The 18,568-nt window shown below is 36.3% G+C and carries 14 protein-coding genes; 2 read left to right on the top strand and 12 right to left on the bottom strand.

Features of this window, described 5'->3' with window-relative positions:
* The first annotated feature begins 54 nt into the window (after window positions 1-54).
* The gene (locus QYS49_RS08115; protein WP_308351276.1) at window positions 55-2,523 is read left to right on the top strand and encodes a TonB-dependent receptor; all 2,469 of its coding nucleotides are present in this window, start codon (window positions 55-57) and stop codon (window positions 2,521-2,523) included.
* A gap of 86 nt (window positions 2,524-2,609) precedes the next feature.
* The gene (locus QYS49_RS08110; RefSeq protein ID WP_308351275.1) at window positions 2,610-3,665 is read left to right on the top strand and encodes a DUF6687 family protein; all 1,056 of its coding nucleotides are present in this window, start codon (window positions 2,610-2,612) and stop codon (window positions 3,663-3,665) included.
* Window positions 3,666-3,739: 74 nt separating this feature from the next.
* Here the strand turns inward: QYS49_RS08110 and QYS49_RS08105 are convergent, their stop codons facing one another.
* From QYS49_RS08105 to mraY, 12 genes are all read right to left on the bottom strand, one after another.
* Complete coding sequence (locus QYS49_RS08105; protein ID WP_308351274.1) at window positions 3,740-4,171, bottom strand: DUF5606 family protein; 432 nt, start codon at window positions 4,169-4,171, stop codon at window positions 3,740-3,742.
* A gap of 586 nt (window positions 4,172-4,757) precedes the next feature.
* The gene (locus QYS49_RS08100; RefSeq protein WP_308351273.1) at window positions 4,758-5,078 is read right to left on the bottom strand and encodes a hypothetical protein; all 321 of its coding nucleotides are present in this window, start codon (window positions 5,076-5,078) and stop codon (window positions 4,758-4,760) included.
* A gap of 101 nt (window positions 5,079-5,179) precedes the next feature.
* On the bottom strand, window positions 5,180-5,383 hold the full coding sequence (locus QYS49_RS08095) for a hypothetical protein (RefSeq protein WP_308351271.1): 204 nt from the start codon (window positions 5,381-5,383) through the stop codon (window positions 5,180-5,182).
* Window positions 5,384-5,744: 361 nt separating this feature from the next.
* The gene (locus tag QYS49_RS08090; RefSeq protein WP_308351270.1) at window positions 5,745-6,995 is read right to left on the bottom strand and encodes a PKD domain-containing protein; all 1,251 of its coding nucleotides are present in this window, start codon (window positions 6,993-6,995) and stop codon (window positions 5,745-5,747) included.
* Window positions 6,996-8,450: 1,455 nt separating this feature from the next.
* Entirely contained in the window at window positions 8,451-10,019 is a 1,569-nt protein-coding gene (gene ftsZ / locus QYS49_RS08085) for a cell division protein FtsZ (RefSeq protein WP_308351268.1), read from the bottom strand.
* A gap of 28 nt (window positions 10,020-10,047) precedes the next feature.
* On the bottom strand, window positions 10,048-11,373 hold the full coding sequence (gene ftsA, locus QYS49_RS08080; RefSeq protein WP_308351266.1) for a cell division protein FtsA: 1,326 nt from the start codon (window positions 11,371-11,373) through the stop codon (window positions 10,048-10,050).
* 24 nt (window positions 11,374-11,397) lie between these two features.
* A complete protein-coding gene (locus QYS49_RS08075) occupies window positions 11,398-12,162 on the bottom strand; it encodes a cell division protein FtsQ/DivIB (protein WP_308351265.1) in 765 nt (254 codons plus the stop codon).
* Window positions 12,152-13,549, bottom strand: coding sequence for a UDP-N-acetylmuramate--L-alanine ligase (gene murC, locus QYS49_RS08070; protein WP_308351264.1), 1,398 nt, complete (start codon window positions 13,547-13,549; stop codon window positions 12,152-12,154). The genes QYS49_RS08075 and murC overlap by 11 nt, the downstream gene beginning before the upstream one ends.
* Window positions 13,546-14,652: an undecaprenyldiphospho-muramoylpentapeptide beta-N-acetylglucosaminyltransferase gene (gene murG / locus QYS49_RS08065; protein ID WP_308351263.1), complete on the bottom strand. Its 1,107-nt coding sequence runs from the start codon at window positions 14,650-14,652 to the stop codon at window positions 13,546-13,548. The genes murC and murG overlap by 4 nt, the downstream gene beginning before the upstream one ends.
* Window positions 14,653-15,834, bottom strand: a complete 1,182-nt coding sequence (locus QYS49_RS08060) for an FtsW/RodA/SpoVE family cell cycle protein (protein ID WP_308351261.1) — start codon at window positions 15,832-15,834, stop codon at window positions 14,653-14,655. It lies immediately after the preceding gene.
* The gene (murD, locus tag QYS49_RS08055; RefSeq protein ID WP_308351260.1) at window positions 15,828-17,201 is read right to left on the bottom strand and encodes a UDP-N-acetylmuramoyl-L-alanine--D-glutamate ligase; all 1,374 of its coding nucleotides are present in this window, start codon (window positions 17,199-17,201) and stop codon (window positions 15,828-15,830) included. Before murD ends, QYS49_RS08060 begins: the two co-directional genes overlap by 7 nt.
* A 143-nt stretch (window positions 17,202-17,344) precedes the next feature.
* Window positions 17,345-18,562, bottom strand: a complete 1,218-nt coding sequence (gene mraY, locus QYS49_RS08050) for a phospho-N-acetylmuramoyl-pentapeptide-transferase (RefSeq protein WP_308351259.1) — start codon at window positions 18,560-18,562, stop codon at window positions 17,345-17,347.
* Between the last annotated feature and the right edge of the window lie 6 nt (window positions 18,563-18,568).

The following is an 18,568-nucleotide window of genomic DNA, read 5'->3' as shown; positions in this document are numbered from 1 at the left end:
GAAAGGAGGTAATTACCCCGCCTCCATGAGTTTCACTAACAAACAATTTAAACAATGTTACAATTTACAAAAAAGTGGTTATTAACTGCTTTGGCTGTGGTTATGAGTATGCATTTAATGGCTCAAAGCAGCATTAGTGGGAAAGTAGTTTCCCAAGAAGACAACTCGCCTTTAGTGGGTGCAAGTGTAGTGATAGAATCCCTTCAAAAAGGAAGTGCCACTGATATTGATGGAAATTACCGCATCAATAATGTTAATGCCGGTAAATATGAAATCAAGGTTTCTTATATCGGCTTTAAGCAAGCTGTTAAAACAGTACAACTCGAAAATCAGGATTTGACCCTTAATTTTGAATTAGAAAGAGATATTCAGATTACGGATGAGGTAATGGTTTCAGCTACAAGAGCAGATGAAAATACACCTACTACCTTTACCAATATTAAGAAGGCAGAGCTGGAAAGGCAAAATCTAGGACAGGATATGCCTATGCTGTTGAATTACACACCTTCAATGGTGACCACTTCAGATGCTGGAGCAGGGGTTGGTTATACTGGAATGAGAATCAGAGGTAGTGATGGAACTAGAATTAATGTCACAATAAATGGAATTCCAATCAACGATTCGGAATCTCATGGAACTTTCTGGGTGAATATGCCGGACTTAGCTAGCTCCGTGGATAATATCCAAATCCAAAGAGGGGTAGGAACTTCAACTAACGGGGCTGCTGCTTTTGGTGCATCGGTAAATATGCAAACTTCTACTCCATCTCAAGATGCTTTTGGAGAAGTAAATAATTCTTATGGCTCTTTCAACACAAGGAAGCATAATGTGATTTTCAATTCGGGAATTACCAATAGTGGCTGGTCTTTTGAAGGACGCCTTTCTTCCATTCATTCGGATGGATATATAGACCGAGCAACTTCTGATATGCAATCTTACTTCCTTTCCGGTGCTTATTACGGTGACAAAACTATCGTGAAAGCTTTGGCTTTTGGCGGAAAAGAAAAAACTTATCAAAGCTGGTGGGGCACACCGGAAGCTCGTTTAGAAAATAATGAAGAAGGTATGCAGGAAGTAATCCTAAATAATGGTTATACAGAAGATCAAGCTGAAAATCTTCTGAATTCTGGCAGGACATTCAATTACTATTTATATGATAATGAGACTGATAATTATCAGCAAGATCACTATCAACTCCACTTGTCACATCAATTTACTGATAACATACAAGCCAACGCAGCTCTCCACTATACTTATGGTAGAGGTTATTATGAGCAATACAGAAATGATGATGATTTCGCTGATTATCAATTAAATGATGTTGTGATTGGAGACAGCACTATTTCCTCTACTGATTTGGTTAGAAGAAGATGGCTAGACAACCATTTTTATGGCTTGACCTATAGTTTGAATTATCAAGAAGGTGATTGGGATGTTACTTTAGGAGGAGCTTATAATGAGTATGACGGAGATCATTTTGGTGAAATCATCTGGGCAAGATTTGCTGGTGAATCTAAAATTAGAGAGCGTTACTACGATAACTATGGAAGAAAATATGATTTTAACACCTTCCTAAAAGCTAATTATCAACTCAATGAGAAATTGAATATGTTTGCTGATATGCAAATCAGAAATATCAATTATGTTACTCAAGGGATTGACAATGACTTAACTACTATTGACACAGGTGGTGAATACTTTTTCTTTAATCCTAAAGCAGGTTTAACTTACAGTTTACCTAATAACAGTCAATTATATGCTTCTGTTGCTGTAGCTAATAGAGAACCGGTAAGAAATGATTTTGTTGATGCGCCTCAAGATGTAACACCGCAGCCAGAAACTTTATATGATTATGAATTTGGTTATAAAAAACAAGGAAGCAATTTCAGTGCGGAGGCCATTTTCTATTATATGGATTACACTAATCAATTAGTCCTTACGGGGGAATTGAACGATGTCGGGTCAAGCATTAGAACTAATGTGGAAAATAGCTATAGAAGGGGAATAGAATTGATTGGTGCTTATCAATTAACTCAACAATTATCAATAGGTGGTAATGCCACTTTCAGCCAAAATAAAATAGCCAACTTTACAGAGGTAATTTATGATTATGGCGAAAACTGGGATGAATATAATGTGATTGAAAATGAATATAGCGATACAGATATTTCATTCTCTCCAAACATCATAGCTGCCGGAGAAATCAATTATCAGCCAGTGAGAGGATTGAAATTTACGCTACTAGGAAAATATGTAGGGAAACAATATTTGGATAATACCTCTAATGATAATAGAGCCTTAGATCCATATTTTGTAAGTGATTTCGTAGGAAGCTACAAATTTGGCTTACCATTCTTAAAAACTGCAGAGCTGAAATTGATGGTGAATAATATATTTAACGAAATGTATTCTTCAAACGGTTATACATTCGGCTACAATGCCGGATCATATGAAGTAAGAGAGAATTATTTATATCCTCAAGCAGGCGCAAATTATTTATTAGGTTTAAATCTAAGATTTTAAGAAGAACTACCTGATAATTATTAATAGATAGCTTTTCCAAAGTTTAGAACTTTGGAAAAGCTACTTTCAATTTCAAAAAGCCAATTATGACTGATAAAACTTTCATCCCCTTCTACGACATCAAAAAATATCCTGATGAAGTTTTGGTAGTCGATGCCCATCATCCTCAGGGATTTGATTTATCGCATTGGCGAGGAGCGCCAGTTCCCAAGAATTGTGAAGCAGATACCAGCACTGAAATTGTTTTAAAAGCAATTCAAAACAATCTACCAAAACTGGATAAAAAATATGTCACCAATAACCATTATGATATTGATGGATTTTTGGGTGTATGGGCTGTTTTCAATCCAAAGGAAGCATTAAAGCATTATGATTTATTGACTGAAATGGCTCAGATTGGAGATTTCAGAGAGATTAATTTTGAATATTCTGAATGGAAAAAAGCCTTAAAACTAGTCTGTTGGCTGAATAAAGAAGAAGCTGAATTATTCTACCCTCCTTTTGGTGCTCCTGAAATAGCAGAAAAGGAAATGGAAGCCTGTGTCCCTAAATACATTCACTTTTTAGATGCTTTCAGCAAAGTGGTGGATTTACCTATTGCTGAAGTTCCTTATACAGAAGAATTCAATTTAGTCTTGAACCATCTTGAAAAAATTGATAACCAGGAAACAATTGATGATATCAGGATGCAAATTGTATATGCCAATGAACCATTGCATTATTATGCCCTTTATAGCAAAAGTCAATCTGCTGATATGGTCATGAGTATTTATTCGGATAACCGATATGAATTAGAATATAAATACACCACTTGGATCAATACCACTCGCCAGCATTTCCCAAGAATCAGCATGGAAAAGCTATGTGATCAATTGAATGAAATTGAAGAAAGCGGTAAAACATGGGAAGCAGAACATTTTACAGATACAGCTCCTATTCTGCGCTTAAAAGGAGAAAAATTAAGTAAGAAAGAACGCTTTCAGAGTCCTTGTTTCAGACCAGTTTATGCCTCAAGTATTAGCCCCGATGATTTTCAGAATATTTGCATTAATTACTTTAGAAGCCATTATGAGAGGCTATCAAAAGGTGTAACTTTGGATTGGAAGGAGGTTAGAAAATTGAATGAAATGGTTTTCGCCTAAGCTTGAATGAAATAAAAAACCTTCCAAGTTTTGAAAACTTGGAAGGCATAAAATCTTATTTCTACTAAATCAAATTACTCTTTTTCTTCATCTTTCTTTTCTTCGCCTTTAGCAGTCAATACCTCAGGTGCCTCTTTTAATAAAGTATTATACCAGCTCACTAATTTCTTTACATCAGAAGGATAAACCTGATTTTCATCGTAATTAGGTAGTACGTGCTTTAAGAAAGCCATAATCTCTTCTTTTGAAGATTTAGCATCTATTCCTAAATCGTCACCAAATTCTTCATGCATAGTATTAAAAATCTTCTGTAAAGGAACATTCCCTTCTGCATCAGTGGTATAAATGGATATTTCATCCAATATGGATACTCTATCGTGTGCGTGAGCTACAAGCTTTTGCTTTTTCTCATCTAAGGATTCTAAAATAACGCCTGTTCTTGAAGGTTTTACTACCTGAAACAAACCGCCTTTTCCTGTAACTGAAGCTATATCTTTTAAAGTCATGTTTTATCTTCTTAAAAATTGATGGACGAATTTAGTGCAAACATTTCCGTTTTCACAAAATTGGGGGATGGATTTTGAGGAAAATATGATTTTAATAGGAAACCGCAGATTTATGAAGTAAAATACAAATAGTTAAACCCAAGCAAAAAGATGGTCGGTGGAACACCGACTATGGAAAAATTAACCACAAAAGAAGCAAAAGCTGTCTGAAGCAGGCAGGGAAAACAAAAGCTTTTTCGCTGTGGCAAAAAATTTACTACTGATCTTACTTGTGTATTTCGAGTTCTTTTGGTAAAAATATAAGTTATGGCCTATCCCTTTGAGTCCTTTGTGAAATTCTCAGTGTAATCTTTGTGGTTAACACAAAACAGCCTTTGGCTGTCATATTTTATTTGTGGTCACCAGAAATCGAGTAGGGTAAAGATAGGAAAATAAAACTGTCGTTGCCATCAACGCCCTTGGCTTTGCATTGTCTTCCCTCTGGTTAGGCAACTTGGGTTTCATTCAACCCATTGGATATGTCTGCATCCAAGGCAAACAAAAAAGCAGAGCCTTACGACCCTGCTTTTCTATTTATTAAATAATATTACTTTCTATCTCGTTGAGAAATTATAGTTTGTAATTGCTCCATTTTACCTGAAGCAATATCTGAAACACCATCATTTATAGTAACATTATCTCCTTCTTCAGTAACAGTATAATCAACAATTGCTTGGGAATAAGTCTCATCACCATTATCGAAACCTGCTGTAGTAAAGCCATTAATTACTGGGCTAGCATTTAAAGTTGAACCACATCTTGTGAAGTCAAACAATAAAGGATATCTTACAGGATCAAGAGGGTCTATATCCACAGATGCATACTGAATGGGAACTAGATAATAGTCTCCATCTACCAAAGTTAGCAATAATCATTTCTTCTGGATTATCAAAACCAAGAATAGTTAATTAAATTGAAGTCTGTGTCATACAATTCCCAATCCATATTAATATCTGCAATATCAATAGATTAATCATCTGGAGCTTCAACTGCAATAGGATTTCCATCTAAATCATCTCCCCATGCCGTGGAAGCAACTGCCAAATCACTTCTAAAATTAACAATAGAGAAACTCGTTGTAGTTGGTTCAATATTTACATTAGCAGATCTTTCATCACCGAAATATAATTCAATCGTTTCGGCATTCTCACCAACGCAATCATCAAAGATCACTATATTCCAAGTAAGAGATTGTATATCAGATGTAGCAGGTATAACCTTTTTAGCAAGACCTAATCCATATTAATTTATAAAAATATAACCATCACCTATAGTAGCTTCGCCACCTATTTAAGATGCATCAAAACAGCATCTGCACTAGACTGAAATTCACTTAGTGTAAGTGTAACCCCCATAGTATCTTCACTGCTCTCATTATATGCAGAAGCAACATCAGACACATTAACTAAAGCTGAAACACCGGACACAGAGATTAATGTACCACAACCTGTGAAATCTTCATCTTAGGAACTACTTCCAAAGAATATCAGAAGCAATCCTAAAATATAAACATTTAATTATTTCCTTTAAAAAATTATTCAACTGGAGTAAATACATCTATTTGAGACCCTAACCCACTAATAATATACTCAAATGTAATGACACCAGTCTCAGGATCAATCGATCCTTCTCCAGCTACATCATTTGAGAATTGTTGGAAGCCATCCAAATCACCACCTAGGTTTTGAGCAGGAATTTCTAATTCACCACAAACATCAGTAAAGATAGTTGGAACAGCAAAAGCACCAGAATAACCTAATGACACCGCATAAGCACTAGTAGGCAAGAAATAATACTCACCAGGAGCAATTTTAACTATTTCAGCTGTATATTCAAGATTACTTACACCAGCATCTGGTGATGATCCAACAACATTATACATACCAGCTAAGTCAGCTACACAAATTGTTTCTGCATACTGGCTGTCAAAGCCATCACTATTGGTGGCCGTTAATACTACCTCATATTCTCCGTCATCATTATAAGTGTGGCTTGGATTTTCTTCATTTGATGTACTACCATCTCCAAAATCCCACGTATAAGAAACCGCATTTTGTGAAGTATTTGTAAAGTCAATTGTATAAGCGTTATTCTGATTAATACTAAAGGAGAAGCCAGCTATGGCCTCTGGGGCCAATATTTTTACGGTATAAGCTGCTTCAAAACTAGTTGCGCCATCCTCATTAGCCACTAATAGATTAATTTTATACGTACCAACTTCTGAAGTTTCACCATTGACGTTGATCACTCCAGTTTCTTCGTTGATACTTAAAAACCCCGGCACTTCTGCCTCATTTTCTATAGTGAAGCTAAATGGTGATAAGCCATCTAAAGTTGGTGCTACACTACTTGAATTCGTTGCCAAAGGAACGGCAATTGAGTCTACTGAATAAATCAGGTTTCTTGGCAGGTCTAAGGCAACCATTTCTATCGTAAAGGCACTTTCAAAGACTTCAGTAACATCATCATTAGAAACTGCCACAGCAATAACGTAGTTAATACCTCCTTCAAGCGTATTACCTTCAGCCACAGTGATAACTCCTGTAGAGTCCTCTATTGTGATACCTTCAAAGTTGCTGACAGAAACATCTGCAATTGAAAAGGTTAAAGTGCCACTTCCATCCACTTCAGGAGCATCACTGGCAAAGCCTTCACCTACTTTTATGGTAGTGCTATTATTGGTATAGGATAATGATCTTACTTCGAGGGCTTCTGTTTCTGGTTCATCTGTACAGGATAAACTGACTAAAAATATTAAGATTAGGTAAATATACTTACTAGGCATGTTTTTTATTATTGAAAAGATGAAAAGTAACCTTAAAAGGCATCAATTAGGATTTAAAATTTTAGCATACAAAAGTATTTTGAAATAGTCGTATTTCAAAATGTTAAACGCACACATTTATACTAACGTACCGTTAGGTAATTACATAGCGACTTGAGTTCCATTAATAATTGGTACGAATTTGCATAATAGAGTAGGGTAAAGATAGGAAAATAAAACTTCCTATCTCAAGCCCTCTCACAGAACCGTGCTTACAGACCATCGTACACGGCTCCTGTTAAGCCTTATTCAATACCATCTCATAGTATTGATGCAAAATCCTTAGCATGTGCATTGAAACGTTTTCTGCAGTTTTGGCAACTCTACTTTCAGTGATTGGGCAGGTTCTTCTTTCTCCGTGTCCCGCTGATGTTTCTAGCTCAAAGACAAGCTATCCAAAGTCAATCTGTCAGCAGTATTTAACCACGGTTACTGAACACTCGCACGGTTTCCACAGAATGTAGGCTCGTCACCCCTTTCCGTAAAATACAATCCCGCATTCCAGCAGAAATTATCTTTGCTTTTACCTGATAACCTGAATTCGATTATTAATTTAGGATTCAGACCGTTTGTAAATAGTGAGTTTCAACTAAAAATTTTGAAGCAATAGCGGGCTATTGTAAGAAATTTTTAGGAAGAAAATCGCTGTTTACAAGCGGAATCAGAAAAACTTTCCCATATAATCCAATATACTGCGTTGTCTTTCTTCGATATAGCTCGCTATATCTTCAAAAAGACGCCTTGTCTATTGAATGGATGCAAGCCATAGGCTGGTCACCCTCTGGGTGAAAAATCTGAATTTCCAAATTAATGTCGAACTCAGGTTGATACGTTCGGTTTAGCTCCAAGTCTTCGGTTTAACTTTGCCCCTTCGCACAACATCCATTCTTTTGAATATGAATACCCCTTTATGACAAGTTGCACGCTCTTCGCATAAAGTCTTCCCTGTTTTCTCCTCCCGTCCGTTACCAGACTTTCTTTGGCAGGGAATTATTCACTACTACGGTTTCATCTGCCACCTTCACCTGTTCGCCAGTTCCTTGTCGTCAAACTTGTCACCGGCTAGCATTATTTTGCAGGGTAAAGGCTTCCCTCATTAAGCAAACTATCCTGTCTGGAAACACATCCGTTATAGCATACAATCTTGTCCAGATTTCGGGCGTTCCCACTTTTTGCAAGGTTGCCCAGACTGTCTGCCAAGGTCGGTTCACTTTCGTTATGTTCCCCTGACTTGCTACACACCCTGTCGTTGCCAACAACGCCCTTGGCTTTGCATTGTCTTCCCTCTGGCTAGGCAACTTGGGTTTCTTTCAACCCATCGGATATGTCTGCATCCAAGGCAAACAAAAAAAGCAGCTCCTTACGAAGCTGCCTGTAACACCTGTTTATTATGACTTAAAAGGATTTGTGAATAATTTAATCTACGTTATCGTGCAAGAACTTATTATTGCCCAATATCTGATTATCATCATTCAAATTGAATCTTGAGATATTTTTCTCAGAAGAATGTGGCACATCTCTTAATTTTACCTGCTTACGTTTATAAGCCGGTACCTCCATTTGTTTATACGCTTCAGGAGTATTGGTATGTCCACCATTTAAGTTTTTCAATTTTTCAATCCTCTCAACAGAACGCTTTCTCAACATTTCTTGGCGCTCTGCCTCTTTTTTATCTACATCATCCTGACTTTCTGACTTATCTACTATATCATACTCATTAGACAAGCTATCAGTAAAATCATCAGCAAAATCATTCTCTTCCTCTACATATTCTGGCTCTTCCTGCTTTTTAGAAGGGAATCCAAAAGAATAACCTCTTTCCTCATCTGCAGGGGGACGAGATTCTTGAGTATTTCGCTTTTCAAAAGTAAATGGACTAGGCTCATTTCTTGGTTCTGGCTTAGACTTTTCTTCCTCTTTCTCATTACCGAAGAGCGTAATCTGCTTATTAGAGTCTAAATCATATACCTTTCTGGCTTCTTGATGCGGAATAGCATTTTCCTTGTAGCCTCCTTGATCAAAACCTGTAGCAATGACTGTTACAGACAATCCTTCTCCTAAAGACTGATCCATTCCATGTCCAAAAATTACTTCAGCTTCATCTCCGGCTCTCTCTTGAATATAATCCGTGATTTCAGTCAGCTCATCCATTTGCAATTCAGCCTTATCACCTGAAATAATGGACAATAAAATCTTTTGCGCTCCTAAAATATCAGTATTATTCAATAATGGAGAAGATAATGCTTCTTCAGCTGCTCTTAAGGCTCTGCCATCCCCTTCAGTTCTAGCAGAACCCATTACAGCAGCACCGGCATTTTTCATTACCGTCTTAACATCTTCAAAATCCACGTTTACTTGACCTGGAACTGTGATAATTTCTGCAATACCTTTAGCACCAGTAGTTAATACGTTATCCGCTTTCGCAAATGCATTTCCAATGGTAAGGTTACCGTGTATCTCTCTTAATTTATCGTTGAGTATAATCAAAACAGTATCACAATTCTCCTTTAACTGTCGAATGCCTTCCTCTGCTTGTCTTACCTTCTTCTTTCCTTCAAAACTAAAAGGCGAAGTGACAATCCCAACAGTCAGGATATCCATTTCTTTGGCTATTCGTGCAATAACAGGCGCAGCACCAGTACCAGTACCTCCGCCCATTCCGGCCGTAACGAATACCATTTTGGTATCATTGCCTAACAATTCACGGATTTCTTCCTTGCTTTCAAGTGCCGCATCTTTCCCTTTTTCAGGATTAGCACCGGCTCCCAATCCGCTTGTTAGCGTTGTTCCAATTTGTAATTTATTAGGCACAGGACTTGTTTTTAATGCTTGGGAATCTGTATTACAGACCACAAACTCAACATCCCTGATGCCTTGGTTAAACATGTGATTAACAGCATTACTGCCACCCCCACCAACACCTATCACCTTTATGATAGATTTGTGGTGTTTTGGAATTTCGAATTTATAAGCTCCTTCAGTCATAATATCCGTGTTTTAAGTTCTTTCGATATTAGTAATCATCTTTTTCATCAAAATCATCTATCAAAAAACTTTTGGTTTTATTGATAATCTTTGAAAAGAAGTCTCCTTCTTTCTTTGCACCTTTCACTCCTTTTTGTTTATGGTTGATAAACATATTCTGATTATTCAACTTAGCTTCAAGGTACCTGTTTTCTCGTTCGTCAATGGAACGATAACCTGCCAATACTAATCCTACAGATGTGGCATACATCGGGCTTTTCACAGCCTCTATTTTTGTTCTCCCTAAATGTTCGTTAGGATAACCAATTCTGGCATCCATTCCGGTTAAAAATTCAACTAATTGCCTGGCACTATGCATTTGCGAACCACCACCAGTGATTACAATTCCGCCTGCCAAACGACCTTCATAACCGGATGCTAATATTTCAGCATGCACCAAATCAACGATTTCTTCCATTCTTGCTTCTACTATATGAGCCAGATTCTTGATGGAAATTTCCTTAGGTGCTCTATTTCTTAATCCAGGAATAGAAACAATTTCATTTTCACTGGCTTCAGTGGAAATTGCTCTTCCGAATTTAGTTTTCAGTAATTCGGCCTGCTGTTGCATTACCATACAGCCTTCTTTTATATCTGAAGTAATGATGTTACCTCCAAATGGAATTACCCCAGTATGACGAATGATGTTTTCATGGAATATGGCAATATCAGTTGTGCCACCCCCTATATCAACCAAGCAAACACCAGCTTCCTTTTCATCATCAGATAAAACTGCTAAGCTGGATGCCAGTGGCTCCAATATCATATTTTCAATATCCAAGCCTGCTCTTTTTACGCATTTCTGAATATTGTTGATAGAATTAATATCAGCAGTGATTACATGAAAATCAGCTTCCAATCGAATGCCCGTCATACCCACAGGATCTTTGATTCCATCATCGTAATCCACTGTATAAACTTGCGGCATCACATGGATAATCTGATTCCCCGCAGGAATTACCATGCGGTGCATATCATTGGTCAAACGATTAACATCCTCTACAGTAATTTCTTCTTCCCTATCTTCACGAGTAATACTACCTCTTTGGATAGAGCTTCTGATGTGGTGGCCAGCTATGCCTACATTAACCACTTTAATGTCGATACCGGAAATATCTTCAGCTTCTTCTACAGCCTTTTTAATAGCCAAAATGGTTTTTTCAATATTGATGACCTTGCCTTTAACTACGCCATCAGATACGGCTTTGCCCATACCCAAAACATCCAGTTTGCCATAATCATTTTTATGGCCCACTATCACGCATATTTTGGTGGTTCCTATGTCTAATCCGACTACTATTTTATCATTTTGCATGTCCATGTATCAACTAAGGTTATTCTATTCACAAATGATTTGTTCTTTAAATTGCAAATTTACACGATCGTATCGATTCCACCCTCTGTCTGGCAGTATCTTATCGTAAAAAATTTTAAGTTTCGATAATTTATCAGAATAATTATACACCGTCCCAAATTCAATCAACTGTTTGGTAACCTGAGGGTATATATTAATTATTCCTCTTTCATCTACTTCCAATTGCGCAAACTGCGCACTCCAAAATTTATCTTGCTCTATAAATTTTATAAAATTAAATAAGTCTTTTCCAGCTTCGTCTTTTAGCATATCATTTTCTAAATAAGGTTTGAAAAACTCACCTGACAATACCATTACCCGAGCCGTAAATCTATCCGACACCGGTAATATTCTTCCTTGATCGCTGATATAATGATCAGCACCATTTGGATTAAATATTCTGGCTATTGGTCGTGCTTGCACAGCATCTACCATCATGTTTCCAGCCAAGTCTCTATATACCTCTGCCGTTTGGATAAACTTATGAGCATTCACTCGCTCTTCCAAATCTTTCAATTTGAAATTCTCATAAGGCAAATTCATCACCATTTCATTGCCATTATTGGTCAACAGACTGTTAATATCTGCCTCATTGATAAAGAAATTACCTTGCTGATTTTTTATATTAATAATAATTTTTTTACAAAGCACTTCTTCTTGTTTTTTGCTCACAAAGCCAATACTTACCACAAATATAATTATGGGTAAAACAATTTTTAGGGCAATATTTAAACTCTTCTTAAGCTGCATGCTCCTTATTAAACATATTTTTTAAAGGTTCTACTAACTGGTCAATATTTCCAGCTCCCATTGTGATAAAAACCTCTAATTCTCTATTACTTAAATAATCTATTATAGTCTCTTTATCTACTTTATATTTCTCATCTACCTGAATAGATTCTAATAAAATATCGCTGTTTACTCCTTCAATTGGTAGTTCTCTAGCTGGGTAGATATCTAATAACATGACTTCATCCGCCAAGCTTAAGCTGCGAGAAAATTCCACTGCAAAATCTCTGGTGCGCGAATACAAATGCGGTTGAAATAAAACACTTACTTTTTTTCCAGGATATAAAGCCCGAACTGAAGTTAACATCGCTGTTATTTCACTAGGATGATGCGCATAATCGTCAATAAAGACAAAATCCTCTCTTTGGATAATATATTCAAATCTGCGTTTCACACCAGCATAAGTACTAATTCCTTCTAATATCTCTTTATCATTTAAGCCTAATTGATGAGCTATCGCTATAGCTACTACTGCATTTTCAACATTATGAAAACCAGGTACAGACAATTGGAACCCTTTTATAATTGTATCATTTAAGGCTACATCAAATACAAATTTCGCATTTTTCACCTGAACGTTTAAGGCTCTTACATCTCCTGCATTTAAACCATAAGACAAAGGCTGAGCTTTTATCTTTTTAGAAGCAATATCGTCCCATAAACCATCCTTAATATATGCCTGTCCATTTGGATTTACATTTTCCAAGAAGAGAGAAAAAGATTTCTTTAACTCTTCCAGTTTGCCATAAATATCCAGATGATCTGCATCCGTTGAAGTAACCACTGCAATATTGGGCTTCAGCGTTAAAAATGAACGATCAAATTCATCTGCTTCCACCACTATGATTGCCTTTTTATAATCACCTTGATTCATGACCATATTCGTATCATAATTGGTCGTAATACCCCCTAAAAAGCCGGCTATATCCTTCTTACCACTTTTTAGCAAATGCGCAATCATGGAACTGGTTGTAGTTTTACCATGAGTACCAGCTACCGCCACGGTAAACATCCCTTCAGTCAGTATCCCTAGAACCTCTGACCTTTTATATAGATTAATCCCCTTTTCTTTCAAATAATTAAATCCTTTATGGTCTTTTGGAATTGCGGGAGTATAAACGACCAGTACCTCTTTGCTGTTCTTAAATACAAAATCAGGCATTTTTTCAATTTCATCCTCAAAATGAATTGAGATGCCTTCACTTTCCAGTTGGATGGTTAATTTGGTTGATGTTTTATCATAGCCATATACTTGCACCCCATTATGGTGGAACCAACGAGCTAAGGCACTCATGCCTATACCTCCAATTCCAATGAAATATGCGCTATGTATATTTTTTATCTTCATTCAATCATTTTAAAAATAATCGATACTATATTTTCTGTGGCTTTTGGTTTAGCCATTTTCTTTATATTTTCAGAAAGCTCCTTTTGTTTTTCAGTATCCTTTAATAATTCAAAAGCTTTCGGCATTAATTCTTTTACTGCCATGGCATCTGTTACCATTAAGGCTGCATTTTCTTTAGTCAATGCCTGAGCATTTTTGGTTTGATGGTCTTCTGCTACATTAGGTGATGGTACAAAAATTACGGGCTTACCTACAATTTGCAACTCTGAAACAGACAATGCCCCGGCTCTAGTAATAATAATATCCGCAGCAGCATAAGCTTCATCCATATTTTTGATAAACTCTAAAACTTTCAATTGCTTTTTATTAGCATTTTTAGATCGAGCTAGCATTTCATTATGATAAAGCTTGCCTGTTTGCCATAACATCTGAAAATCTTCTTTTGCTAGTAGATCTAAATTTTGCGCAATACTTTCATTTATAGTTCTTGCTCCTAAGCTTCCGCCTAAAACCAAAATTGTCTTTTTATTCGCCTCTAAATCAAAGCTGGTAATTGCTTGTGACCTTTCAGGTAACTCCAATAAGTTTTTCCTAACCGGGTTTCCTGTTAAATTTAATTTTGAGGCTGGAAAATATTTATCCATCCCTTCATAAGCTACGCAAATTTGTTTAACCTTCTTTTTCAACCACTTATTGGTTAAGCCTGCGTAGGAATTTTGTTCCTGTAGCAAACAAGGAATTCTTAAATTGGATGCTGCCCTAAGAGTTGGCCCACTTGCATAACCGCCTACGCCAATAACAGCATCTGGCTTAAAATTCTTTACTATTTTTTTAGCTTGCTTTAAACTATTCATGAGCTTAAAAGGAAAACTCAAATTCTTCAAAGTCAAACTTCTTTGAATACCGGCTATTGGTAATCCAAAAATCTTATAACCCGCCTCCGGCACTTTTTGCATTTCCATTTTACCTTCAGCACCTACAAAAAGTATTTCTGCATTTGGTAGTTGCTTTTTGATTTCATCCGCAATTGCCAAAGCTGGAAAAATGTGACCGCCTGTGCCCCCTCCGCTTAAAATGAATCGATATGGTTTTTGCATATCCATTTAGGCTGCTTCTTTTTTAGGTAAATTAGAAAATTGTTTTTTGCTTAAGGCATCTGGAGTTTCTTCAATTTCGCCTCTACTCACGCTTAATATGATACCCATTGCGATTCCTGTAAATAAAAGCGAGGTTCCCCCCATACTTAGAAGTGGAAGAGGTAAACCTGTAATTGGCCCTAAACCAACGGCAACTCCCATATTGACCATTGCCTGTATGACAATGGCAAAACTCAGACCTGCGGAGAGTAATCCTCCATAAGCTCTGCCACTGGCTGCTGCAGCCTTCATTCCTCTATATAGCAAGGTTAAATACAATAAAATTACAATTCCTGCTCCTATCATCCCGTATTCTTCAACCACTATGGCGAAGATAAAATCCGAAAAGGCCTCAGGTAAAAAGTTTCGTTGACTACTATTTCCAGGACCTTTTCCAGTTATGCCTCCCGTTGCAACTGCTATATAAGATTGTTGCGCTTGAAACGGAATATTCTCTTTATTGATGAAATTCTCAACACGGCTAATAGCGGTTTCACCCCTTTGTCCTACAACCATGGCGATACTCACTGCAAAAACTCCAACAAAAGCTAGCATGGCTAAATACTTAACTGGAATTCTACCGATAAATAAAAGTAACATACAGGTTAAGAATAATAATATAGCTGTCGATAAATTGGTCATAGCTATTAAACCACAAATTACACCACACCACAAAAGCATAGGAATTAATGCCTTTTTAAAATCATGAATATTTTGCTGTCTCTTAGATAGCATCCCAGCCAGATTGATAATTAAAGCTAATTTTGCTAAATCAGACGGTTGAAATGATTGGTTAATTAATGGAATGGTAATCCATCTTGATGCGCTGTTCAAGTTTACTCCAAACTGCCATGCAAAAATTAAAAGTGGGACTGAAAGCCATAATGCCAAACGAGATAATTTGGAATAATAACGGTAATCCACTTTATGGGCAACCCACATCGCAAAGAAACTCAAAATCACTAAAAAGCTATGACGTAGTAAATAGTATTCTGTATTGCCTCCATATTTGAAATAGGCAATAGTTCCAGTAGCACTATAAACAACTAAAATACTGAGCATACCTAAAGCAAAAACCACCGTCCAAATCACGGGATCTCCTTTGAGGTGCTTGTCAGTCCAAGCTTTTATGTTTTGAATACTTAGCATGACTGCGATATTTTTTTCAATTCTATTTCTCTTTCCAATAATTGAAATGCCAAACGAAATTGATTCCCTCGGTCTTCATAATTCTTAAATAAATCAAAGCTCGCACAAGCAGGAGAAAGCAATACCACTTCTCTATCTTTAGATAATTTATATCCCATTTTCACGGCATCCTGCATAGATTGCGTTTCCTCGATTATCGGACATCTACTTTTGAAATACTCCTTGATCTTTTCATTATCTTTCCCTAAACAAATAATGGCTTTTACATTGGTGCTTACTGCATCTAACTGACTATAATCATTTCCTTTATCCACTCCCCCAACTATCCAGATTATTGGTTTTGTAAAAGCATCCAAGGCATAATAGACAGCATCAACATTGGTTGCTTTTGAATCATTTACAAATTCAATTCCATGAATATTTCCTACCGACTCCAATCGATGTTGAATACTTTTAAATTTCGGAAGGCTTTCCGAAATTTTTTCATTCTTTACTTTAGCGAGTTTAGCAGTTAAAATAGAAGCCATGGCATTAGTCTGGTTATGTTTTCCTTTTATAGTCAGTAAGTCTTGAGCGAAAGTGTTTTTTCTTCCATTTAAATTAATGATGATACCAGACGGATTTGCATAAGCCCCCTCAGATGGTATATCTTCAAACTTCAACTCAAATAATTTGGAAGAAAATCGATGTTTTGAAAGATTCGCATTAATCAATTTATCTTCTGTATATAATAGAGCATAATCTTCTTTATCTTGATTTTTGAACAAGGAGAATTTAGATGCTACATAATTTTCAACTTTATAATCATATCGGTCTAAATGATCTGGTGTAATATTTAGCAAAATGCCAATGTGTGGCTTAAAATCCGCAAAGCCATCAATTTGGAAACTGCTACACTCTAACACCCACCAATCAAAATCCAGATTGACCAACTGACCTGCCATACTCTTACCGATATTTCCTCCCAGACCAACTGACAATCCAGCTTCTTTAAGCAAATGATAGGTTAGCATGGTAGTGGTAGATTTACCATTTGTTCCAGTTATGGCAATGATCTTTCCTTTAGTAAATCCAAAGGCAAACTCCAATTCATCTATTACTGGAATATTTTTAGCTAAAGCTTTTTGGACAATCTCCACTTTTGGAGCAATACCAGGGCTTTTGATTATTTTATCTGCATTAAATATTAAATCTTCCGTATGCTTTCCTTCCTCAAATGGAATTTCAGCTTGAGTTAATTTCTCTTTATTCGTCTCATTAATTCTCCCAAAATCAGACACAAAAACATCATATCCCTTTGCTTTTGCTAGCAAAGCAGCACCGGTTCCGCTTTCTCCTGCTCCCAATATGATGATTCGTTTATTCACTGATTTTTTTAGTATTTATCTATTTTTTTTTATTTCTATTTTATTTCTACTTTATTTCTACTTCTACCTATTTCAATTTTCTCTAAAAACTGGTCTGACCTTCGGTACTGACCTTTTTATATTTCAACTTTCATCTTTCTAATTTACCGAAGCTTCAATGTTGCGACTGAAATAATAGCCAACAAAATGCCTACAATCCAGAAGCGGTTTACAATTTTAGATTCATGAATTCCTTTCTTTTGATAATGATGATGCAATGGAGACATTAAAAATATCCTTTTGCCTTCACCGTATTTTTTCTTTGTATATTTAAAATAACTGACCTGAATGATTACAGACAGATTCTCAATCAAGAAAATTCCACACAGAACAGGTATCAATAATTCTTTTCTAATGACTAATGCTAAAACAGCTATTATTCCACCTATGGACAAGCTTCCAGTATCTCCCATAAAAACTTGAGCCGGATGAGTATTGTACCATAAAAAACCCACACACGCCCCTACGAAAGCAGCACAGAAAATCACAATTTCCCCACTATTTGGGATGAACATTATATTGAGATACTGAGAGAAAATGGCATTACCAGATACATAGGCAAAAATTGCTAAAGCCAAACCAATGATAGCTGATGTTCCCGCTGCCAATCCATCTATTCCATCGGTAATATTCGCTCCATTACTAACTGCAGTTACAATAAAGATCACAATTAATACATAGATGACCACAGTAGAGCCATCAGGAAGAAAAGGCAAAATACTGCTGTAATCAAACTCATTATTCTTGAAAAATGGAATGGTAGTGACCATTGATTTTACGTCTTCAAATGAAGATTCAGATACCATTTCAACACCTTCAGATACACTTACAGGAGAAATGAATTCACGAACCGTAACATCAGGGTGGTAAAATAATGTTAGGCCTACAATCAGCCCTAAACCGATTTGACCAAATACTTTGAATTTTCCTTTTAGTCCTTCTTTATTCTTTTTAAAAACTTTGATATAGTCATCTAAAAAGCCAATTAATCCCATCCAAACGGTGGAAACTAAAAGTAAAATGATATATATATTATCGATTTTTGAAAAAAGCAAAACTGGAATAACAATGGCCAAAATAATCATTATGCCACCCATGGTTGGAGTCCCAGCTTTTTCAATCTGACCATCAAGCCCTAAATCACGAACAGATTCACCAACTTGCTTCTTTCTTAATTTATTGATCAATGTCTTACCAAAGGTGATGGTTATTAACAAAGAAAAAAGTGTAGCCATACCTGCTCTAAAGGAGATATACTGAAACACCCCTGCCCCAAGCAAGTCCATTTTTTTATTTAAGAAGTCGAATAAATAATATAACACCTTTCT

Source organism: Marivirga salinae (assembly GCF_030503855.1).
Taxonomy (GTDB): Bacteria; Bacteroidota; Bacteroidia; order Cytophagales; family Cyclobacteriaceae; genus Marivirga; species Marivirga salinarum.
This window is presented reverse-complemented; position numbering and strand designations above follow the sequence as displayed.